Origin of the sequence: Streptomyces sp. NPDC048288 (assembly GCF_043201555.1) — a bacterium.
Lineage (GTDB): Bacteria > Actinomycetota > Actinomycetes > Streptomycetales > Streptomycetaceae > Streptomyces.
Genome location: NZ_JBICZD010000010.1, coordinates 33,894 through 55,941, shown reverse-complemented (window position 1 = coordinate 55,941; position 22,048 = coordinate 33,894). Strand labels below are relative to the sequence as shown.

Annotated in this window: 14 protein-coding genes and 1 pseudogene; 9 read left to right on the top strand and 6 right to left on the bottom strand. The window is 69.5% G+C overall.

Features of this window, described 5'->3' with window-relative positions:
- Positions 1-56: 56 nt before the first annotated feature.
- From ACGFZS_RS32495 to ACGFZS_RS32480, 4 genes and pseudogenes are all read left to right on the top strand, one after another.
- A complete protein-coding gene (locus ACGFZS_RS32495) occupies positions 57-1,580 on the top strand; it encodes an aldehyde dehydrogenase family protein (RefSeq protein WP_393798079.1) in 1,524 nt (507 codons plus the stop codon).
- A 177-nt stretch (positions 1,581-1,757) separates the two neighbouring features.
- Positions 1,758-2,411: pseudogene (locus tag ACGFZS_RS32490) on the top strand (transposase family protein).
- 98 nt (positions 2,412-2,509) lie between these two features.
- Positions 2,510-3,823, top strand: coding sequence for an FHA domain-containing protein (locus tag ACGFZS_RS32485; protein ID WP_393798078.1), 1,314 nt, complete (start codon positions 2,510-2,512; stop codon positions 3,821-3,823).
- A 9-nt stretch (positions 3,824-3,832) separates the two neighbouring features.
- Positions 3,833-6,331 (top strand): serine/threonine-protein kinase, encoded by a 2,499-nt coding sequence (locus ACGFZS_RS32480; protein WP_393798077.1) that lies wholly within the window; start codon positions 3,833-3,835, stop codon positions 6,329-6,331.
- Here the strand turns inward: ACGFZS_RS32480 and ACGFZS_RS32475 are convergent.
- Together ACGFZS_RS32475 and ACGFZS_RS32470 are read right to left on the bottom strand one after the other, a co-directional pair.
- Complete coding sequence (locus tag ACGFZS_RS32475; protein ID WP_393798076.1) at positions 6,322-8,499, bottom strand: hypothetical protein; 2,178 nt, start codon at positions 8,497-8,499, stop codon at positions 6,322-6,324. The genes ACGFZS_RS32480 and ACGFZS_RS32475 overlap by 10 nt on opposite strands.
- 283 nt (positions 8,500-8,782) lie before the next feature.
- Entirely contained in the window at positions 8,783-9,532 is a 750-nt protein-coding gene (locus tag ACGFZS_RS32470; protein ID WP_393798075.1) for a transposase, read from the bottom strand.
- Positions 9,533-9,665: 133 nt separating this feature from the next.
- Between ACGFZS_RS32470 and ACGFZS_RS32465 the strand changes: the two genes are divergently transcribed.
- The 3 genes from ACGFZS_RS32465 to ACGFZS_RS32455 all read left to right on the top strand — a co-directional run bounded on the left by ACGFZS_RS32465 (position 9,666) and on the right by ACGFZS_RS32455 (position 11,706).
- Complete coding sequence (locus ACGFZS_RS32465) at positions 9,666-9,980, top strand: hypothetical protein (protein ID WP_393798074.1); 315 nt, start codon at positions 9,666-9,668, stop codon at positions 9,978-9,980.
- 386 nt (positions 9,981-10,366) lie between these two features.
- Positions 10,367-11,143 (top strand): hypothetical protein, encoded by a 777-nt coding sequence (locus ACGFZS_RS32460; RefSeq protein WP_393798073.1) that lies wholly within the window; start codon positions 10,367-10,369, stop codon positions 11,141-11,143.
- On the top strand, positions 11,140-11,706 hold the full coding sequence (locus ACGFZS_RS32455) for a hypothetical protein (protein ID WP_393798072.1): 567 nt from the start codon (positions 11,140-11,142) through the stop codon (positions 11,704-11,706). The genes ACGFZS_RS32460 and ACGFZS_RS32455 overlap by 4 nt, the downstream gene beginning before the upstream one ends.
- A 760-nt stretch (positions 11,707-12,466) precedes the next feature.
- Here ACGFZS_RS32455 and ACGFZS_RS32450 read toward each other — a convergent pair.
- From ACGFZS_RS32450 to ACGFZS_RS32440, 3 genes are read right to left on the bottom strand one after another with little or no spacing between them, the layout of a single operon-like run.
- Positions 12,467-14,749, bottom strand: coding sequence for a bifunctional serine/threonine-protein kinase/ABC transporter substrate-binding protein (locus ACGFZS_RS32450; protein ID WP_393798071.1), 2,283 nt, complete (start codon positions 14,747-14,749; stop codon positions 12,467-12,469).
- Positions 14,750-14,808: 59 nt separating this feature from the next.
- Positions 14,809-16,953 (bottom strand): bifunctional serine/threonine-protein kinase/ABC transporter substrate-binding protein, encoded by a 2,145-nt coding sequence (locus ACGFZS_RS32445; protein WP_393798070.1) that lies wholly within the window; start codon positions 16,951-16,953, stop codon positions 14,809-14,811.
- Positions 16,953-17,885, bottom strand: a complete 933-nt coding sequence (locus ACGFZS_RS32440; RefSeq protein WP_393798069.1) for a hypothetical protein — start codon at positions 17,883-17,885, stop codon at positions 16,953-16,955. The genes ACGFZS_RS32445 and ACGFZS_RS32440 overlap by 1 nt, the downstream gene beginning before the upstream one ends.
- A 1,209-nt stretch (positions 17,886-19,094) precedes the next feature.
- Between ACGFZS_RS32440 and ACGFZS_RS32435 the strand changes: the two genes are divergently transcribed.
- Together ACGFZS_RS32435 and ACGFZS_RS32430 are read left to right on the top strand one after the other, a co-directional pair.
- Positions 19,095-20,876 (top strand): substrate-binding domain-containing protein, encoded by a 1,782-nt coding sequence (locus tag ACGFZS_RS32435; protein WP_393798068.1) that lies wholly within the window; start codon positions 19,095-19,097, stop codon positions 20,874-20,876.
- A 32-nt stretch (positions 20,877-20,908) separates the two neighbouring features.
- Positions 20,909-21,358, top strand: coding sequence for a hypothetical protein (locus tag ACGFZS_RS32430; protein ID WP_393798067.1), 450 nt, complete (start codon positions 20,909-20,911; stop codon positions 21,356-21,358).
- Between the two features lie 18 nt (positions 21,359-21,376).
- Here the strand turns inward: ACGFZS_RS32430 and ACGFZS_RS32425 are convergent, their stop codons facing one another.
- The gene (locus ACGFZS_RS32425; protein WP_393798066.1) at positions 21,377-22,033 is read right to left on the bottom strand and encodes a TetR/AcrR family transcriptional regulator; all 657 of its coding nucleotides are present in this window, start codon (positions 22,031-22,033) and stop codon (positions 21,377-21,379) included.
- Positions 22,034-22,048: the final 15 nt, after the last annotated feature.

Here is a 22,048-nt window from a genome sequence, read left to right as displayed (position 1 = left end):
TCCGCTGCGGGAGCTGCCCAACGGCGGGCAGCGCTTCTGCAAGGAGGCAGGCCAGCATGACTCGTTACGCGGCGCCCGGCACCGAGGGCGCGATCGTCTCCTACCAGGCGCGCTACGACCACTTCATCGGCGGCGAGTACGTGCCGCCGGCCCGGGGGCAGTACTTCGAGAACCCGTCGCCGGTGAACGGGCAGCCGTTCACCGAGGTCGCGCGGGGCACCGCCGAGGACGTGGAGCGGGCGCTGGACGCGGCGCACGCGGCCGCGCCGGGCTGGGGCCGTACGTCGGTGACGGAGCGCTCCGACATCCTCCTCAAGATCGCCGACCGGATGGAGGCCTATCTCGAACCGCTCGCGGTCGCCGAGAGCTGGGAGAACGGCAAGCCGGTGCGCGAGACGCTGGCCGCCGACATCCCTCTGGCGATCGACCACTTCCGCTACTTCGCGGGGGCGATCCGCGCGCAGGAGGGTTCGTTGGGCGAGGTCGACGACGACACGGTGGCGTACCACTTCCATGAGCCGCTCGGGGTCGTGGCCCAGATCATCCCCTGGAACTTCCCCATCCTGATGGCCACCTGGAAGCTCGCGCCGGCCCTCGCCGCCGGGAACGCGGTCGTCATCAAGCCCGCCGAGCAGACCCCGGCGTCCATCCACTACTGGATGAGCCTGATCGCCGATCTCCTGCCCCCGGGCGTGGTGAACATCGTCAACGGCTTCGGTGTGGAGGCGGGCAAGCCGCTGGCGTCCAGCCCGCGCGTGGCAAAGGTCGCCTTCACCGGTGAGACCACCACCGGGCGGCTGATCATGCAGTACGCCTCGGAGAACATCAAGCCGGTCACCCTCGAACTGGGCGGCAAGTCCCCGAACATCTTCTTCGACGACGTCTGGGCGCACGACGACGACTTCCGCGACAAGGCCCTCGAAGGCTTCACGATGTTCGCGCTCAACCAGGGCGAGGTCTGCACCTGCCCGTCCCGGGCCCTCGTCCAGCGCGGCAACTACGCCGAGTTCATGGCGGCGGCGGTCGACCGCACCCGCCAGATCAAGCCGGGTCACCCACTCGACACCGACACGATGATCGGCGCCCAGGCCTCCAACGACCAGCTGGAGAAGATCCTCTCCTACCTCGACATCGGCCGGCAGGAGGGCGCGAAGGTCCTCATCGGCGGCGAACGCATCGAGCACGACGGCGAGTTGAAGGGCGGCTACTACGTCCAGCCGACCATCTTCGAGGGCGGCAACCGGATGCGGATCTTCCAGGAAGAGATCTTCGGCCCCGTCGTCTCGGTGACGTCCTTCGACGACTTCGACGACGCGATCAAAATCGCCAACGACACGCTGTACGGCCTCGGCGCGGGCGTCTGGACCCGCGACATCAACACCGCGTACCGCGCGGGCCGCGCCATCCAGGCGGGCCGCGTCTGGACCAACTGCTACCACGCCTACCCGGCGCACGCGGCGTTCGGCGGCTACAAGCAGTCCGGGATCGGCCGCGAGACCCACAAGATGATGCTGGAGCACTACCAGCAGACCAAGAATCTACTAGTTTCGTACTCGCCGAAGAAGCTGGGCTTCTTCTAGAGAACCAGAAAAAGGGCGCCTGAGCTGGGAAATCTCCCGTCAGGTGCCCTTCTCGGTCACTGAGGTCTTTCAGCCGGGCCACTGAACGGGTGACGGAGTCGATGCCCGCAACGCACGAGGCTCCCGTGCCGTTGGGGGAGGTGTTCGAAGTCTCAGCCCACAGGCACAGGAGCCGCGTTGGTTCTGTATTCTGCCGCACTCGATCTGCCTCACGGCCTGGTCGAGTGGGTAACCATGCTCATCGTCACCCGCGAGGGTGACCGCCGCTGCAAACTCCCACCGCACCAGCGTGCGCTCGTCGGCCTGGTGTACCCGCGCCGGCACGACACCCTCGCGCAGATCGCCGTCGGTTTCGGAATCTCCGTCGGCACCGCCCACGCTTACGCGGCGGCCATCATCGACCCGCTCGCCGACCGCACACCCGGCCTATTGCGTGCCTTGCGCGAGGCGGATCCGGACTACGTCCTGCTGGACGGCACCCTGGCGGAGTGCGACAGGGTCGGCGACAGCCGGGCCGACTTCTCCGACCCAGTCGGGCGGCTGCTGTGGATCTCGCCGACGCTGCCCGGCCGCGCTCACGATCTGACTGCGGCCCGCACCCACCGCATCATCCGGATCTGCGAACGCCAGGGCGTCCCCGTACTCGCCGACCGCGCCTACATGGGAGCCGGCCCATGAGACCGTCAACCGCGGGCTGTCCGCGGCACGGGCGCCGGTCGAGCGTGGCGTCGCACGGCTCAAGTCATGGCGGATCTTCCGCAGGTCCCGGTGCAGCCCGAATCGAATGACGTCAATCGCAAAGCCGTCCTCACTCTGGAGCGGCAACGCTGAAAAGGCTCAGTGACAGTCGTGCCGACTCAGCTCCTGGGCTGATCGCGTGCCGGCCGTGCACCTGTGGTTCGGGCGTGCCGTACGCCACAATGAGCCGTATGGCTTCCAACTGGAGGGGAACGACGGCGGGTTTGACCTCGATTCCGCCCAATGTGGAGGTGGAGATCGGCGAGATCCGCTGCCGGTCGGCCTCGCGGCAGACACTGGAGGCGGCCGGTCTCGCAGGCACGGAAGGTGAGCCGACGGCGTTCAGTGTCGTGCTGGTGCCGGTCGTGGTGCGGAGGCGTACACAACTGGAGAGCGCCACTGATCTGGTCGTACGGGCCACGTTGCGCGCGCCGCGCGGGCGCCGGCCGGCATCCGCGTCGGCACCGACGCCGACTGCCGCATTCATCGATGTCCAGGAGAGCAGGACGGGGAACGTCGCCCTCAAGCCCCCCGTGCTGGAGGTCAGCCATGGATTCAACCGCTCTGCCACCCGTCAGCTACTCCTGCGCGACGTCGCGGGCGCGGGAACCAGTAACCTCGAATGGTTCATATCCGGGCAGCAGACGCCGTTGTCGGGCAGCTACGAGTTCAGTTTCCTCGTGCGCCAAGACGATGCCTCATACGGCTGGGTGGACGTGACGGCTGAGTTGCACCAGACGCGCCCGGGACGACGCACCGGCAGATCCCCCGCGGCCATGCCCGCCGCAGCCTCGGCCACTGCCCCGCTGATCGCCGACACGGCACCGCAAGCGCCGACAACACTCACGCTCTACGAGGGCGAAGAGGACAACGCGCGTCCGTTCTTCGTAGGACGGCCGCTGGACCTGCCGCTGGCCACGGGCGACCAGGGGCTGTCCCTCGCCCCGCAGGTCGCGAACGCCGGTGCGGTGCCTGCCGGTTCGCTTCGCTGGTTCGACGACATCGAGGGCAGACCGGGCTTCACGTGGCTACACAGGTCGCCGACGGCCGCCGTACTGATCGACAGACAGCCTCGGTACGTTGCGCAGGGCGAGTCCGTGCACCTGGAGAACGGCAGCGTCCTCAGATTCGGCCCACAGCAGTCGCTGAGGGTCGCGTACGAGGTCGCCGAGAGCCCCGGCATCGGCACGCTGAAGACCTTCCTCGAAATCCAGGTCTTCATCGACAGCGAGGTGGCCGACACATACTCGACGACTTCCGACTACGTGACCATCGGGCGGACCCACCGCGACATCAGCATCGACCACCCGGACATCAGCCGCACCCATGCCACCTTGGAACTCGACAGCGACGGCTGGTCGTACTGGCACAAGAGCGCACAGGGCGCAGCGCGGCTCGTCCGCAACGGTGTGGAGGTCGCCCTTGTCCGGCGTGGCGAGGCACAGCCGGTGCGCAGCGGCGACCAGCTGCTCCTTACGGTCCGTACGTCATTGCTGATCAAGTGAGGGGTGCTCATGAGTCTGCATACGGGGGACACCCTGCTCGGCCGGTACGTCGTCGAAGAGCTGGTCGGAACGGGTTCATCGAGCGAGGTATACCGGGTACACGACAAGGCGTCGGGAGCGGTCTACGCACTGAAGCATCCGACGGCCGACGTGTCCGCGTTCCTCGAACGGGAAGTGATGTTCTGGCTGGGTCTGCCCGGGCACCGCAACGTCGTCACGTTGGTCTCCGTAGAGTTCGACGAATCCGACCGGCCTGTCGTCCTGACTGAGTACGCCACCAGGGGGACATTGCGCCAGCGCCTCACCGGCCGGCCGTGGACGGTGGAGGAGGCCTGGCCCCTACTGCGGGACATCGCACGCGGAATGGAGATCGCGAACAGGGCGAACGAGGTCGCCCACCTCGACCTCAAACCGGAGAACATCCTGTTCGGCGAGGATGGTACGGCGAAGATAGGCGACTTCGGGCTGGCGCGCGGGCTCCGCCGGACCGCCAAGGGCTTCGCCTCGGTGGCCCCGACCACCGGCACGATCGGATACCAGGCTCCCGAGATCGTCCTCGCCAACGGGCGGCCGACCCAGCGCAGCGACATCTACTCCTTCGGGCTTCTCGCACTGGAACTCCTCACCGGGGAGCTGCCGTTCGCCCGGGCCTCGGCGCACGAGAATTTCTACCGGTCGACGCGACTGGGGGCCCTCCCGGAGGAACTCACCTACGGGGAACACAAGTTGGCGGACCTCGTGTCCGACGAGCGGGTCTGGACGCTGGTCTCTGGTTGCCTGCAAGTCGATCCGTCCCAGCGGAGCCCTACGTTTCAGCGCCTCCTCACCCTCCTCGATCGCCTTGACGTCCGGGGCGGAACGGAACCGGAGGCCGAAGCCCCCGACTTCAGGCCGGGCGAAGTCGCCCGCCGCTCCTTGTCCCAGGCCCGTATTCGGCTGCGCCAGGGTGATGAGGAAGCCGCGCTGAGGGCGGTCAACAAGGCAGTCCTCTATTCCCAGACGGACGACCTCACCCGGGCCGACGCCCTGGACGTCGGGGCGGACATCCTGGAGGAGTGCGGCAGGGCCGGGGACGGCGTGCTCCTTCGCAGATTCCGGGCGGTACCCGGGGCCGCGCCCGAACTGTCCCTGGAGACGCTGCCATCGGGGCCCAGACAGCTCATATCGATGTCCGGGCACGGCCGGAAGTCGCCCGGCATCGACCCCTGGTCCCTGGAGGAGAACTTCGTCGGCGACGAGGACGAGCGCGATCGCTGGATCACCGCGGTGCAGCGGTACCAGCGGGCGGGCCGATTCCGCAGCTCGCTGGACCTCATTCGTGAGATCCTGCCGCGAAATCCCGTGCTGGGTCTGCGACTTGCGACCATCGTGCTCGGAGCGGCCAGAGAGGACGTGCTGCTCTCCGCGGAGCCTCCGACGGACCTCGACTACCACGACCCCAGGTTCGACACGATCGCCAAGGAGTGCGGCTCCTGCGGCACACAGGGATGGGCCAGGATAGGCGGCGTCGGCCGCACGCTGCCGGGGACGAACCAGGTCGCGGGCGGCGTGGTGGACAGCACCGTCTTCCTCCAGTGCACGGGCTGCGACATGACGGTGTGCGGCCGGTGCAGGCATCTGCTGTTGCCGGACTCATCGCATCCGGCTTCCTTTCCACCCTGCCCGCACTGCGGCGGCCAGATCAGGTCCGCGGCGGCGACGGGTCGCAGGCGTCCGTGGAAGCACTTCCTGCTGGAGACACCGGTCGCCGCGCTCGTGGTGATGCGCGCAGGCGTCGTGCCGCTGATCGACGACGCATGGCTGGATTCCGTACTCACCGCCGTGAGCCCGGATCTCGTCCTCGACCGGACCGTGCCGCGAATCCAAGGACCGTTGACGGAGGGAGTAGGGAGCCACGAACTCGCCCGCCGTGCCGAGGAGTTCGTGGCGCAGTTGATCAACGAAGGTCGGCTGGATCCCGAGGCTCAGAGCCGCATCGAGTACGTTCACGGCACAGACGCGGACGGCGTGCCGTTCGCGCTGGCCAAGGTGCTGGAACCCGCTGCCGACGCGTTGAATGCAGTGACCGTCGACCCGCGCTCCGACTTCCGTCGCGTAGGGGTCCTGTTCGAGATCGGCGACCTGGCCCGCCGGGACTACACTCTGCGTGCCTTCCGCACCCTCCTTCTACTTCTCGACCAGGCGAAACTCATCGGTTGCACGCTGCACTGCGGCAACGTTGCGCCTGCGATCCCCGGGACGACCCGGTATTTCTGCATGGTGATCGAGGCTCCCGATCCCGACATCATCACGTACATCCGCCAGGAGGTCGGGCGCCGCCACATCGATTTCATGCCGCCGGACGAAAGCCGATTCACCGACGAACTGATGCGGACCGTAGAGCCCATGGAATACGTGGGACTCGTCAATTCCCAGTGCGAGTTCGTCGTCCCGCCGGACGGGATTCTCGCCCGCTGGCCCGACGGAGGGACACTATGGGACGTGGCATTGGGTGCCCCTCACCATTGAGGCCCCAGCCCTGATTCGTACCAGCCCACGAAGGTCGCGAGGTCGATGGGGCGGATCTGCAGCGTTAGTTGCTTCGCGATCGCCGCCAACGCCCACGCCTTGCTTCTGCTTTCACCGATGGCCTCGGCAACACCCAGAGCGAGGCGAGCGAGGCCGAGAGCGTGCGCAGGATCGGAGGCGGGTACCTCCCGGAAGAGGTCCTCGACCAACTTCCTACGTGTACCGTCGTCGGTGAGAACGCGGGCAGCGATCCTCCTGGCTTTACGGGGATCGGTGGCGGCGACCACCAGGACAACGCTCTCCAGCGCCTGCATTCTCAATCGCAAGGAGGTGATGGCACCAGCGACACCCACTGCCGTTTCGGCGTCTGCGACAGCGATCGCCTTGGAAAGATCCATCAACGCCGAATCCTTGTCGGACACTTGGGTGTCCGCCGTGGCAATCCGCTGGGCCAGTTCGGCCGCATGCCCTGGGTCGGTGGCGGCCACCGCCCGACCGATCTCGGTCAGGGCCAGCACCTTCCAGTTTTCGTGAGGGATGGTTTCCAGGAGGATTTCAGCCCGAGAGGTCAGGCGGGTAATCCGGTCGAGGTCGCCCGGCCCCGCTGCCCCCGCGATATGCATCAGGACCCGAATCGCCACCAGACTGTCGGATATCGCCACAGCCGTACGCTCGGCCCGCTCGGGGTGGGTGTCCGCCATGGCAGAGGACATCAATTCCAGTGCAGCGTTCCGCTTCGGATCCACGGCAATGCTCGCAGCGATACGTTCAGCACGGTCAGGATCCAGTGGGGCGACATCCGCGACGATCGCCGGCAGACCAGGATCCACCGGGTCCACGGAGGCGGTGATGTCCTCCACCCGGTCGGCGAGACGCTCCGCACGGTCGGGATCGGCAGCGGCCACCACCTGGGCGACACGCACCAGAATCCTGGCCCTCAGCGGCAGGTAACAGGCGGACTCGGCGACGCGCTCGGCCTGGTCGGGGTCGATGGCAGCCACTTTCGCGGCTACCCGAACCATCGCGTCGGCGGAGTACCCACGTCGTGTGGTGAGGCGGCCGACCACACGTTCAGCAAGGTCCGCCCCTCGTGCCGGGTGATTGGCCGCCATACGGTCAGCGAGCTTGAACGGCAGCTCCGCACTGCCGAAACCCCCAGTGATCTGCGCAGCAATACGCATGGCCCGGTCGGGGTCGGTGATCGCCACCTTCGCGGCAATGTGTTGCAGCGCGTACCCTCTTCTTACCTCATCGATACGCGCTGCGAGCCGTTCGGCGCGATCGGGATCGGTGCCCGCCATCTCCTCGGCGACGCCGGAGAGCGCCAGTTCCCGCGCGGATTCATCGGCAATGCTGGAGGCGATGCGCTCGGCTTCATCCGGATCCGTCGCGGCTGCCGCGCGAGCGATACTGCTCAGCGTCTTTGCCAGCTCATCCGCACGGGAGATGGACCGCGCGACCCGTTCGGCCCGCTCCAGGTCGGACTTGGCAACCGCCTTCGCGACAGCGGACAGCGCCTGGGCCTGACGCCGCTCCACGGTGATGGCGCCGGCGATCCGCACGGCCCGGTCGGGATCCATCCCGGCGATCTCCTCGACGATGTCGACGAGAGCCCGCGCCCGGTCATGTTCGTCCGCGATGGTGCCTGCTGTCTGCTCGGCCTGGTCGAGGGCCTCGGCGGCCATACTGTGCCGCACGACATCGAAGTCCTCATCACCGAGATCATCATCAGGAAGGTCGGCTTCAGCGACTGTCAAGGCAACAACCGGCGGCGGCTCGGTGACCACCGGCGCCGCAATTCTCTCGGGCACGGCCCCCATGCCCGCGGAGGTCTGTGTCGTTGGTGCGGCCGTGCTGAGGACGGAGGCAAGCAGGCGTCGCGCCAGAGCCGCGACGTGCGGACTCTCGCGCTCAGCGGCTTCCTTGAGCGCCAGACGTGCAGACGCGGCACGCTCAGGATCTTCCCCGACCAGCCATTCGCCCAGCTCTTCGAGCACCGTTATACGAATATGCGCGAATCGACCCTGCTGCACCGTTGCCGGGCCCCCTGCCGATCGAGGCGAAGAGTTCATCGACCGAGCGACCAGCATACTGCTCAAGGCCAGCTGCAGCGGCCGGATATTCGAGTCGGCCTCAGGGAAGTCAACGGGCGAACTCTCGAACGTCACAGGCGAGACGCCGGTTCAAATGGGCTGCTGTGTCAGGTGTTTGAGGTCCTGCGGTCGCGGTGCGCCGGAGAACAAGAACCAGTGGACGCCCCATCAGCAGCACCATCGCGCAGAAGCTGCCACCGTGAGTTGCTTCCCCGTCTACACCGAGGCGGACTCCGGCCGCGCAACGCCTCCTCCGACGAGTTCGGCCAAGCCATGTCCCGCTGGGTGCACGTTGTCGACATCACTGCGGACCCACAGGCCAAGATGATCACCTGGGAAAGGAGGGAGGCGGGTCCCCCTAAAGGTTGTCCCGTAAATGATCTATGACGTGTTGGGTGACCTGCTGGTTTCTGCGGCACTCAGCAAGGGCGAGGTTGTGTAGGCGGGCGAAGCCGTGCTCGACTCGGGCGCGAACGCGCTTGTGGGAGCGGTTGTGCTCCTGTTTCCAGTCCGAAAGTTCGGCCTGGCCTTTTGCGCGGCGGTGCGGCATGACCAGTCCGGTGCCGGGATAGCCGCCGTCGGCGATCGTCATCGTGTTCCCGACGGCGTCCTTGGCGCCGGATTCCACCCACGCCTTGCAGTCGTTGCGGTTGCCAGGCAGGGGCCGGCCGACCACGACGATGAGGCGGGTGTCGGCCTCGATGACGACTTGATGGTTGGTCGAGTAGCGGTAGTTCTTCGACTGCTCTGCTACCGCATGGTCGCGGGTGGGCACCAGGGTGCCGTCCGCGATGAGCACGGTGTCCTTCGCGAACCGCTTGCGCGGCTGAAAGGCGAGCTTGGGACCGAGGTGACCAATGATCCGGTCGGCGGCCGACTTGGAGACACCGAAGAGCGGGGTGAGCTGACGCAGTGTCAAGTTCGTGCGCCAGTACGCCGCGACCAGCAGAACCCGGTCCTCCAGGGGTAGGCCCCATGGTCGCCCGCGCCCCGGTTTGGTTGCGCCTTCGCGGCGCACCGCGGCCACCAACTTGCCGAAGCAGCGCGGGCTCAGCCCGGTGAACGGGGCTATCCAGGACGGCTCAGACGCCGTGATCACACCAGTCACACCAGTCACACCATGATCATCTCATCCGTCACCAGCCGTTACGGGGCAAGTTTGGGTGGAGTCGTAGTAGACGGTGGGTCGTCAACTACGTAGCCTTTTCTGACTGTTGTGCTGCGGTAGGAGGGACAGGAGCATGGCGCTGCCGATCTCAAGACACCTCCGTCATCACCTTGAGGAGCTGGGGTTCGAAATCAAACAGGAACCCCGTGACTGGGAAGTTTGCGTATCACTGCACAACAACAGCTATGTAGATGACTACTTCCCCGTGGGCTGGACCATCGGCGATCCGGGTGGCACTCCTGGGGACTGGAGGGTGCTCGGCCTGGCGCCGCATCGTCCCGACGAAGGCGGCCAATGGATCGGGGATTGCGACAGCCTCGAGAAAGCCCTCGTCGCAATTGTCGGCTGGGCCGATACTCAGCGGGAAACGTGGGTACGACACAGGTGAGTCCGGCTGCAGAGTAAGGAGACTGCGGCCTCCCACGGCGAGCCTCTGTGGCACAGCCTCGACGGTCCACTCTGTTGGGCTTCCTTATCTGCTCGCAGCCCCGCCAACTGCGAGCAACTCTTCATCACTTGAGGCCTGTTGCGATCCTCCGCGGATTCGTGAGGACCACCCCGCCGGTGGCACGGCCCGCCGTATCCACGGCGAGGTCAAGGCGCATTCACGGGACAACCTTTAGGCACAGTTCTCTGACTCCCCGGAGACGCACGGAACCTCCACACTGTGGGTCGGGCAGCGAACAGGACAAGATCGTGAGACAGAATGCCGGGCCACCCGAATGAGACAACGTGAGAACACGTAGGTCGTCACGACGGAACGGGACATTCCGATTGCCAACCCGCAGAAAACGAGGGCTGCCCCAGGCCGACCGCGAGCCGTACACGCCGTGGTCCTACGACCTCGCCGCCACCGACGTCTACATCCCCCGCTTCCGCGCCGGCCAGCAGCGGTGGTTCGCCGCCGTCACCCGCAGCGGCACAAAGAAACAGCACGTCCGGGTGATGGTCCTCGCCCAGCAGACCACCACGAAGCGGTGGGAGATGGTCGCCGCGGTCGACCTCGACGACCCGAAGAAGCTCCCTAAGATCTCCCTCGACGCCGACGCCGACGGCTACGCCACCGCCCTGAACGCCACCTCCAGCAAGGACGCCGCCACGCCGGTCACCACCCTGCGTACCGCCGTCGGCGACAACTTCGCCACGGGCGGCGACCTGAGCGAAAGGAAGGTCTTCACTTCTTCGAAGGCGACTGCCCGGCAGATCAAGGCACACGACAAGACGGTGCACAAGTTCGGCAGCCACGGCGTCACCACGTTCTCGGCCGCCGCCCCCGAGTTCACCGGCAGCTACGCGTTGAAGGCCGCCGACGGCCAGGCCCTCGTCGTGTTCGCCCACAACCACACCCAGCGCGACACCGTCTTCTCCGGCTTCGAGATCATCCCGGAGAAGAACGACCGCGCCTGGCTCGGCACCACCAACAGCCCTTACCTCACCTACGAGTTCACCTGCTCCGACGTCGCCGCCGTCCCCACCGTGCCGGGCAAGTCGACGCTGCTCGGCTACACCTGCCGCCACACCGACGCCCACGGCATGACCGCCTCCTCGTGACCAGCCACACCGACGACCACCCCCACGAGGAACCTCCCGTGCACCTCTCCGAGTTCACCCATGCTCTCGCCGAGCGGCTGCCCGGCTGGCAGCCCTCCCCCCACACCGTGCTCATCGCCGACGACCCGGCGGGCGCACGGATGTGGGACAGCGGCCCCATGCCGTACACGGCCTACGAGACCGGCGCCCGGCGCACCGTGCTCACCCACCACTGGGGCCTCCAGCTCTACGTCCTGCCCCGCCCCCACCGCCCCCTGCAGTACCTGGTGCTGCCGATGCCGCCCGCGAACGCCAGCTACTGGCATGTCCGCGGCATCCAGGCCCCGCGCGGCATCGCCGTTCCCGACGACCCGATCCGGGCCGCAGCCGCCCTGCACCGCCGACTGCTGCTCGCCTACCGACTCGCCGCCCCGATCGCGATCCGGCGCAGCAGTCCGGGCCACCCGCAGGTCCACGTCGCCTTCGACGACCAACAGCGCCCCCGGATCCGCTCCGGCTACCTCGGTGCCAACGCCGGGCTACAGCCTCCAGCGTGTTGGTGGCGGAATGCCGAGGTGGAGTGAATCTTGCGCACCGCTGGTGAACTGTTGGATGTCGAGTTGTCCGGCCCGGTCGACCTGGGTGGCAGTTTGCGTAGCACCGTATTGCGTTGCGAAACGGCTGCCGGCGGCAGTGTGATCGTCAAGGCGTTCAGCAGTGAGCCGGAGTCCCTGCGCTCTTTCACGGCGGAGGCCGCAGGGCTGTCTCTTGGGATCGCCGGTCCCGAACTTCTGAGTGTGGACCCGGAGGTTCCCTTGCTGGTCATGGCGGATCTTGCTGGTCATGGCGGATCTTGGGAACGCGCCTACTCTGGCGGACATTCTGCTCGGGAGCCCTGTCTTCTGGAGCCCGAGTCTCGACGTGCTGCGGTCCGAGTACACGCAACCGATCGGCGAGCAGTTGGGCAGGAGCTGCGAGACGGGCCGAGGAGACCTTCGCGCAGCGGATCCTCATTCCGACGCGCGTACGGTTGCTTCACATGCCCCGTGTGTGAAGGAGTACAGGATCGACCCCACCACGGACCAGGCCCGCACTCCGGCGAACAAGCGGCCGACCACCGACATCAGCTTCACCGTCGGGAAAGCTCTGGTGCCGTCCTCCGAGGTCGGCCCGCCGTACGCGATCAGGTTCGGATCATCGAACGCGGATGAGACCGCCACCGCATCTCGGAAGTGCCTTGCCGCTCGTGCCCTATGCGGTCCTGGAGAACCCGCCTCACGTGCGACGTGACGCCCGCATCCGGCGGCGGCAGGGCCGCGTGGTGCGCACGCTGAACGAAGCCGGTCAGCTCACCTGGTCGTACCGGCCGAGGAAGCGGAAATTCCCGTCCTCGACCTGGTACAGGAAGCTCGCGTTCTCGATGCTGAGTCCGTGGGTGAGGTCCTGGCTGAAGCGGATGGGCTTGGCCACGCCGTCGTAGGTGAGCTTGAAGAGGCGTTCGGCGACCTGCCCCGGGGAGATGCCGGCTCCGCCGCCGTTGGCGTTCAGGGAGGCGGCGATCAGCCCCACTGCGTCGTAGGCCTCGGCGGCCCAGCGGGCGGGAGACGCGCCGTAGCGATCGCGGTACGCGGTGGTGAAGGCCTTGGCGGCCTTGCTGTCCGACGACTGCGGTTCGCTGTAGGGCGCCTCGAACACCCAGCCTTCGGCGGCCCCGCCCGCGGCCTCCGGAAAAGCCGGGCGCATGACGGATTCGAAGGTCACCCGGGGTCCGGTGAAACCCGCCGTGGCCAGCGCACGGGCACAGGCCGCGGCCCGGGTCGGTGAGGTGCCCGCGTAGACGACGGCCTCGGGGTGCGTGGCCAGCGCCGCGGCAACGGCCGGGTCGAAGTCGTCCGTGCCGGACGCCACCGGGTGGACCGTGGCGGTGCCCTCACTGGGCGGTGTCTCGCGCAGGTCGCGTACGGTCTCGGCCATCCCGGGCGCGGCCTGGTCCTGGACGACGGCGGTGCGCTCGACCTTGTGGACCTTGGTCAGGTAGGCGACCACCGGCAGGGTCCGGGAGGTGGACGGGGCCGTGGTCACGCAGAGGGTGCGGTTCTCGGTCGAGGACAGCCCTGTCGCGGTGTAGTCGGCCGAGACGAGCAGGACAGCCGTGGACGCCTTCCCGTACAGGGGGACCGCGGCGCGGGCGGCGGCGACGGTGGTGGGGCCGATCACCGCGCACAGGGACCGCTCGGCGAGCAGCTTGCGGGCCCCGTCCTTCGCCCGCCCGGCCTCGCCCCGGTCGTCGTACGAGGTGAGGGCGAGCCGGAAGCGGGTGTCCTTGCGGGCGTTGTGGGCGGCCACGGCGAGCCGGGCGCCACGCTGCTGCGCGAGGCCGACCTCCTTCTGACTGCCCGTCAGGGCGGCCTGGAAGCCGACGGCATAGGTGGGCAGATTCTGCGCTGCGCCACCCTGTGCGGCACCCTGATGGCCCGTCAGCAGGATCACGGTGCCGGTGCCGGACGCAGTGAGGACCGCGACAGCCGAGCCGCCGATGGCGAGAATCCGGCGCCGGGAGGGCGCGCGTCTCGCGTCGACGACGGTGGGCTCCGGTGGGACCGCGGGTCCGCTCTGCCGGGACGGCGGGTCCAGGGCACGGGCGGAGCGGTCGGCGACCAGGCGCAGTACGGCGGAGGGGAGCCAGTCGGCCAGAGAGTCCAGGGCGGGGGTGAACTCCCGCTCGGGAGTGGACTGTTGGTAGTAAGTGGTGCGTGGATCGAGCGTGGTCTGTTGCTGGGGAGCGGTATGTGGATCGGGGCCGGTCGTCGTCTGCTCGACATCCCTTAGGGAGTGGGCGAGTTCGGCTGCCGTGGGTCGCCCGGCGGGGTCCTTGGCCAGGCAGCCGGTGATCGCCGTGCGCAGCGGGAGCGGCAGCCGGTCGAGGCCTGGCACGTCGGGTTCCTCGTGCACGGTGCGGTACAGGACGGCGGCCGGATCGCCGAGGCCGAAGGGCCGTTGCCCGGTGAGGGCGTACGCCAGCACACAGCCCAGGGCGAACAGGTCGCTCGCCGGGGCCGCCTCGCCGCCGCTCCGGGCCTGCTCGGGGGCGAGATAGCCGAGGGTGCCGACCATCGCGCCGGGCTCGGTCAGCGCCGTGACGCCCGGCGACCGGGCGATGCCGAAGTCGATCAGCCGGGGGCCGTCGAGGGCGAGCAGGACGTTGCCCGGCTTGACGTCCCGGTGCACCAGGCCGGCGCCGTGCACCTCGGCCAGGGCCTCCGCCAGCCGGGCGCCGAGCGCGGTGACGACGGCAGGCGGCAGCGGTCCGTGGCCGTCCACCGCCTCGGCCAGGGAGGGCCCCGGCACGAACGCGGTGGCCAGCCACGGTTCGCGGGCCTCGGCGTCGGCGTCGGTGACCGGCACCAGCCAGCGGCAGGTGAACCCCCTGGCCAGCCGCGCCTCACGCCGGAACCGCTCACGGAAGGCCCGGTCCGCGGCGTACTCGGCGCGGATGACCTTCAGGGCGACCAGGGTCCCGTCGGCGGTGCGGGCCAGGTAGACCACGCCCATGCCGCCCGCGCCGAGCCGGGCGAGCAGTTGGTGCCCGCCCAGCTCGCCGGGGTCCTGCGCGTGCAGCGCCCGCATCAGTCCAGATCCTCCGGTTCCACGGCCCCGTCCGGCCCTTCCGGTTCCTGCCCCGTCGGTCAGGTTCCGGTGATGTCCAGGACGCCCTGGTAGGCGAAACGGCCGTTCTGGACGCGGTACCGGTGGAGCAGGTGCTGCTTCACCCGCTTCTGGTCGTCGAAGGCGTAGGTCCGGGCCACCCCGGTGAACCGCGCCGCGGCGAGGGACCGGGTGAGCCGGTCGTGGGTGGGCCGCTTCCCGCCCTTCGGGGCGAGGGCGGTGAGCCGGTCGGCGAGCAGACGCGTCACGTCGTACGCCTCGGCCGCCCACGGGCCCGGCGCGCTGCCGTACCGCTTGCGGTAGGCGGTGGCGAAGGTGCTCACGGGCGCCGCGTCGGGTCCGATGTACGACGTCAGCGCCTGCCAGCCCTCGGCCGCCCGGCCGGCCCCGGAGATGAAGGCCTCGGTGGCGGAGGCGGCGTCGAGGTAGCGGGGGCCGGTGAAGTTCCGCTCCGCGAGGGTGCGGGCGACGGCGGCGGCACGTTCGGCAGTGCCGATGTAGTAGAAGCCGTCGACGCCGCGGCCGAGCATGTCGTCGGTGACGGGTGCCAGGTCGCTCGCGCCCGCGAGGGCGGGCACCACGCGCAGGTACAGCTCCGACCGGCCGCCTGCCTGCAGGCCGACCACGATCACGGATTCCATGCCGGCCGCTCTGCCCGCCCTGTCGCCCAGCGCGCCCAGTTTGCCGACACCCGCCGCGCGGAGTGCGGTGACGGTGGTGAGGGCGCCGTACGCGGTCAGCGACGCGGCCTGGAAGTACGAGCGCGGGGCGGCGCCGGCGATGGCCGACTGCGCGGCGCTGGTCGACAGCTCCGACACCGTCAGCAGTGGCATCCGGGCGCCGTCGTAGACCTCCAGCGCGGCCTGCGTGGAGGAGTAGCCGGTGGGGCCGAGCACGGCGAGGACATCGGCGGCGCCGGTCAGCCGCCGCGCCGCCTGGACCGCGCGGGCCGGCTCTCCCCGGTCGTCCTCGGTCCGCAGGGCGAGGGTGAACGGTCTGCCCTTGCGTGCGTTGAACCGCTCCACCGCCAGCCGCGCGCCCCGCTCCTGCGCCCGACCGCTCTCATGCAGGGGGCCCGTCAGATCCGCGTGGAGGCCGATGACCCAGGGGCTGCTCGCGGTCTGTGTCCCCGGGTCGTCGTCGCGCAGCGCCGCCCACAGCGCGGCCCCACCGCCCGCCAGGAGCAGCGCCGCGCCGCCGCCCAGGGCAAGGGCCCCGCGGCGGTTGTGACTCGGGGGCTCCTGTTCCTGCGACACCTCGGTGGGCTCGATGCCCGGCAGGGCGAGCATCTCCGCCGACCGTTCGGCGATCATCCGTACGACCGGGTCGGGCAGCCAGTCCATGGTGCCGGCCGGGGCGTCCTCCACCAGGGCCGCGTCCACCTCTGCGGCCGTGGGCCGCTGCTCCGGCTCCTTCGCCAGGCAGCGGCCGAGCAGCGCCCGCAGCCCGGCGTCGGCCACGCCGTCCAGCTCGGGTTCGTCGTGGACGGTGCGGTACAGCAGCGCGTCCGGCGCGCCGGTGCCGAACGCCGGTCGGCCGGTGGCCGCGTACGCCAGTACGCACCCCAGCGAGAAGATGTCGCTCGCCGCGCCCACCTGCCGCGCCCTGGCCTGCTCGGGAGAGAGGAAGCCGGGGGTACCGACCACCATGTTGTCCGAGGTCAGCTCGGTCTCGTCGGTCGCCGTCGGGCGCGCGATGCCGAAGTCGATCAGGCGGGGACCGTCGAGGGCGAGCAGGACGTTGCCCGGCTTGACGTCCCGGTGCACCAGGCGCGCCTCGTGCACGGCGGTCAGGGCGCGCGCCAGCACCTTGCCCAGCACCCGTACCGCACGCTCCGGCAGCGGTCCGCAGGCCACGACCGCCTCGGCCAGGGAGGGTCCGGGCACGAACGCGGTGGCCAGCCACGGTGCCGCCGCCTCCGTGTCGGCTCCGAGCACCCGCACCACCCATGGACTGTCGACCTGCCCGGCAGAAGACGCCTCGCGACGGAAACGGGCCCGGAACTCGGCCTGGCCGGCGTACTCGGGCTGGATCACCTTCACGGCGGCCAGGTCGCCGGTCCCGGTGCGGGCCAGGTAGACCACGCCCATGCCGCCGGCTCCCAGGCGGCCCAGCAGGCGGTTGCCGCCGAGGCGGGAGGGGTCGGTGGCAAGCAGCCGCTCCATCACTCTCCGCCCTTCTTGTCCTCGACGCCGGGGCTCGCGGGACTTCCCGAACTTCCGGGCGAGGGAGCCGGGTCCGGATCCGGTGAGGCCGAGCCGGCCTCGGTGGGCGCTCCGATCGCGTCCTGTACCCGCACCAGCGTCCTGGCGGCCACATCCACCTCACTCGTCGTGCCCTGCTGCCCTCCGCACGAGGACGCGTCGATCACCACAGAGCCGAACACGGACTGCGTCCACGAGTAGGGGTACGGCCCGCCCCGGGTGTCGCTGACGCACGCGCCCGACTCCGACAGCGAGTCGTCGCTGGAGGTGTTGCCGCCCTCGCCCCACGTGACGGCCAGCGTGGAGAGACCGGTCAACCGCTCGCCCGCCCGCAAGGTCTGCTCCGGGCAGCGGACGGCCTCCTCCAGCATCCCGGCCTGCTCCCAGGCTGCGTCCAGCGCCGTCCGGTGCACCGTGACCGTGGTCGACAGCCGCACCGGCTCCCCGGTACCGCTCGCGGGCACCTCGAAGTGGCGGGTGAGTGTGGCCAGCACGTCCTTCGGCAGCCCCTCCCGCTGCCACACGCAGTCCTCACCGAGCACGGCCCAGGTGTTCGGGTCGCTCTCGTACGGCGTCCCCGGCGCCGCCCCCGACCCGACCAGCTCCGGATCGTCGATCATCTTCCGGACGAACGCCCACGCCTCGGCCGCGGTGTGCGGCTGCTTCGCCGGGTCCGCCCGTTCGGTCGGCGAGGCCGCGGGTAAGGCGCCGGTGACCGCGTCGGTGTCCGTGGACGACCCGGTCTCCGCGTCACCATCGCTCCGGGCGGCGTCCGGGGTCGACTCGCGCGTCGTCTCCCCGCCCGGACCGCTGCCGCCGTCGGTACAGCCGGCCAGCAGCGTCGCGCAGGTCATCACGACCCCGCAGACCAACCGGGCTCTCGCATACGTCACGATCTCTCCCCTTCGTCGCATGCTCGCCTTCCGGTTCCGGCGCTCAGCGTGCCGGCCGCCGCGCACGCGTCGTCAGCGACCGCTTTTCACGCCTGTACCGATGCCGCGCCGGTACCCGACGGTTCCGTCAACACCCTTTTTCCTCAAGGTAGTTCAGAGTGCTCATGGTGTACGGGAGATGCCTCGTGAACGGTCGGCAACCGGGGACGCCGATGCCTCGCCGACGGCGCGCGGGAAGTCGGCCGGTACGAGCAGATCCAGCCGTGGCACGGGGCACCACGCGTACCGTCCGCTCGGGTGCGGCGGCGACGACGCCCGCGGGCCCGCCAGCGCGGAACCCCGGCCGGGAGCGCCAACAGGAGAACGAACGGGAATGTTGCACCCCCGGACAGGGCCGTCCTCAGGGCTGCTGCGGCCAAGCCGTCCGGGTTGCCCCCAGGGCCGTCTCCCGCGGCGAGGGCGGCTGCCCCCATCAGCCCCACCATGACCAGCCACACCGCGAACAGCGCGTACGCGCCATAGGGCGGCCGGATCCCCCGGCCCGCCACCACCGCGTACTGCGCCGAGGTCACCCGGCCGGCGGCGTTGGCCGCCACCGCGTCCTCGTCCGTCCACCACTACTCCGTCGGCGGCCGGCCCCCGGACTCGGCACCTCGTCGCCACATCCCAGGACCCCGCCGTCCTCCGGTCTCACTCCATCGAGGATGCACCGCCCCCGCGATGTCCACTACGTGAAGGGCCCGGTCGCATCCGGGGATTCCCATGACGGACGGCCAATCCGTCGGAGACGACGGGACCCCGCCGCCATTGCCGAAAAGGCCCTTGCCGTCGCGGCTCGCCGTGCGGATCGTGTGACGACGAGCATCTCGTCACGCGCGGGTCCTGGAGACTGCGGAGGCGGTGTGATGAACCTCGGGGCGGAGACGGCGGCCCCGGGGCGGTGGAGATCCTCCGCACCGGGCCGGTCACGGGCACATGCCCAAAGGTGCCGCTCAACCTGTCGAACAGGCATTACCACTTCCTTAACAGTGCGACAACGCCGTCGACGGCTCCGGCCGCGTCCTCGACCACAAGACGGGGGACACGGATCCCGTCCCGGCCGCACGTGCACGGGCCGCGAGTACGTCACCCGGCGCAACCGGCCGGGCGGCCTCGATCCGGTGATCCGAGAAGGGCCCGCCTCGGGCGAGGCATGGACACGGGGGTGCCATGGGGAACGTACGCGGGCTGCCGCTGCTGGTGGCGGTCGTGGTGGGGCTGGCGCTGCTCGCGGCCGTCGGCGTGGTGGTGAACGCGTCCGTAGGCGGTTCGGGCGGCGGCTGCAAGGTACGGCTGGAGGTGAACTCCTCGACGGAGAAGGGCGATCCGCTCGCCGAACTCGCCGAGAAGTACAACGACTCCGGGCGGAAGCTCGCGGGCGGGGAGTGCGCCCGGGTGACGGTGTCGGAGACGAGTTCCGGCATCGCCAAGGACGCCCTTGCCCAAGGGTGGGACGAGCGGCGCGACGGCGCCCCCGAACCGCAGGTGTGGACGCCGTCCTCCTCGCTGTGGCTGACACTGCTCCAGCGCAACGCGACCGCCACCGACCGCAAGCTGCTCACCGGTGAGAAGCCGAAGTCGCTCGCCACCAGCCCGCTGGCGATCGCCATGCCCCGGCCCATGGCGGAGGCACTCGGCTGGCCGAAGAAACGGATCGACTGGAAGGACGTGCTGTCGCTGACGCAGAAGGGCTGGGCCTCGGTCGGCCGACCCGAATGGGGCCGCTTCAGCCTGGGCAAGGACAACCCGCACACCTCCACCTCGGGCCTGGCCGCGACCGTGGCCGCCTTCTACGCCGCCACGGGCCGCTCCAGCGACCTGACCCTGGACGAGGTCAAGAACGCAAAGACCCGGCGGTTCGTGGCGGGGGTCGAGGCGGGCGTCCTGCACTACGCCTCCGACGCGACCGCGTACATGGCCAACCTCGCCGAGGCGGACGCCGACGGGCAGGCCCTGTCGTACACCAGCGCCATCGCCGTACAGGAGCAGTTGATCCACCTGTACAACCAGGGCAGTCCCACGGGCGAGACCGACCGGATCGGCAAGGGTAAGAAGCCGAAGGTGCCGCTGGTGGCCGTGCACCCGGCCGACGGCACGCTGATGTTCGACCACCCCTACGTCGTGCTGCCCTCGGCCTCCGGGCAACAGCGGGCCGCTGCCGCCGACTTCCGCGGCTTCCTGCTGCAGGACGCCCAGCAGCGCCGCTTCCAGCAGGCCGGATTCCGCGACCACGAGGGCAACGCCGGCAGCGAACTCGCCCGCTCGGTCAGCCTGTCCGAGCAGAGCAAGCGGAACCTGGCCCTGATCGACCCGCCCGCACCCGGGGTGCTGGCCGCGGTCCTGGACAGCTGGGACGAACTACGCAAGAAGGCCCGGGTCCTGCTCGTCATGGACGTCTCCGGGTCGATGAACCAGTCCGCGGGCGGCGGACAGAGCCGGCTGGAGGCGGCCAAGAAGGCCGCCGTCGCCACGCCCGGCCTCTACCACCCAGCCGACGAGGTCGGCCTGTGGGCGTTCTCCACCGGGGCTGACGACCAGCCCAAGCCGTACCGGCAGATCGTGTCGCCGGGCCCCCTGCGCGACAACAGGCAGCGGCTCACCGATGCCATCAACGGGCTGCACGCCGAGGGCGGCACCGCCCTCTACGCCACCGTGCGCGCCGCCCAGCGGGCGATGCTGGCCGACCTGGACAGCGACCGCATCAACGCCGTCGTCGTACTGACCGACGGCAGGAACGAGTATCCGCCCGACAACGACCTCGACCGACTTCTGAGAGACCTCGACGCCGACCGGTTGGAGCGGTCCGTACGCGTCTTCACCGTCGCCTTCAGCGACCAGGCCGACTTCGGCACACTCACGAAGATCGCCACCGCCGCCAAGGCCACCTCCCACGACGCCCGCGACCCGGCGGTCATCGACAAGGTGATGGTCTCCGTCATCAGCGACTTCTGAACCGTCGGCACCGGAAGGCGAGCTCAGACCCCATGGACAGCGCAGACAGAGAGGACACGGTGGGCAGCCGTCGCCATCCCGCCGCCGCGGCCGCGCTGTTCGCCGTCGCGGGCAGCGTCATGGCCCTCCTCGCCGGCGCCCCGGCCGCCACCGCCCTGCCCGTCGGCGCGGGTGTCGGCGGCCTCGTGTGGGCGGCGCATGCCATCACCGGCCGCCTCACCCGCCCCGCACCATCGGCATCCGCGAGACCCACGAGCAGCCGGACAGACGCCCAGGGCGCGGACCGGCCGACGGACGCACCGCCCGCCGACGCCGCCCGCTGGCTGACCCGCGCGACAGCGGCTGCCGACCGTCTGCAGCGCCAGTGCCGGCAGAGCCCCATCATCGGCCACCGCCGTTCGGCGCTCACGCTCCAGCAGAAGATTGGCCGGCCAATTGACGTCGTCCGCCGCAAGAACGGCCGGTACCCGCTCAACGAGTGACGTGGGCCGACCGCCCAATCATGCCCCCGGCTTCAGCGGCGTGCGCCACAGGCCGACGATCGCGTCGATGAGCGCATCGGAGGCGGCACCCCAGGTGGGGCGATAGGTGGGGATGCCGTCCGCCAGGGCGCGTTCCCGCTCCGCGCACATCTGCCCGGTCAAATGACGTGCCATGACAGCACGTTCGGTGATCACTTCAGTCGGCAGATGGGGCAGGCACCGAGCCAGTCCGTCCTCGTAGGATCGCAGCAAAGGTGCCATCGCGAGGGACTCCTCGACCACGATCGAGAAGAGGATCGGGTCGGCCATGATCTGGGCGGCGAAACGTGCGTACCACGTGGGACTACCCAGCAACTCCAAGTGCTCGGTGACCGGGCGGACCAGACAGGCTACCCATGCTCGCAGGTCGGTGGAGTCACCGAGGGCGGCCACCATGTCGGCCCGCCTGCGCTCGATCTGCTCGCCGTGCCGACGGGCAATCGCGCGGACCAGGTCGTCCTTGGTGCCGAAATGGTAGTTGACTGCGGCGATGTTTCCCTGCCCGGCGGCCTCGCTGATCTGCCGGTGGGTGACCGCGTGCACTCCGCGCTCGGCGAACAACCGCTCTGCCGCGGTCAGCAGTACCTCCCGCGTGGCGCTTACCCGTTCATCGCTTCGCCGCGTCCCGCCTGCCATCGCCACCTCATCAGA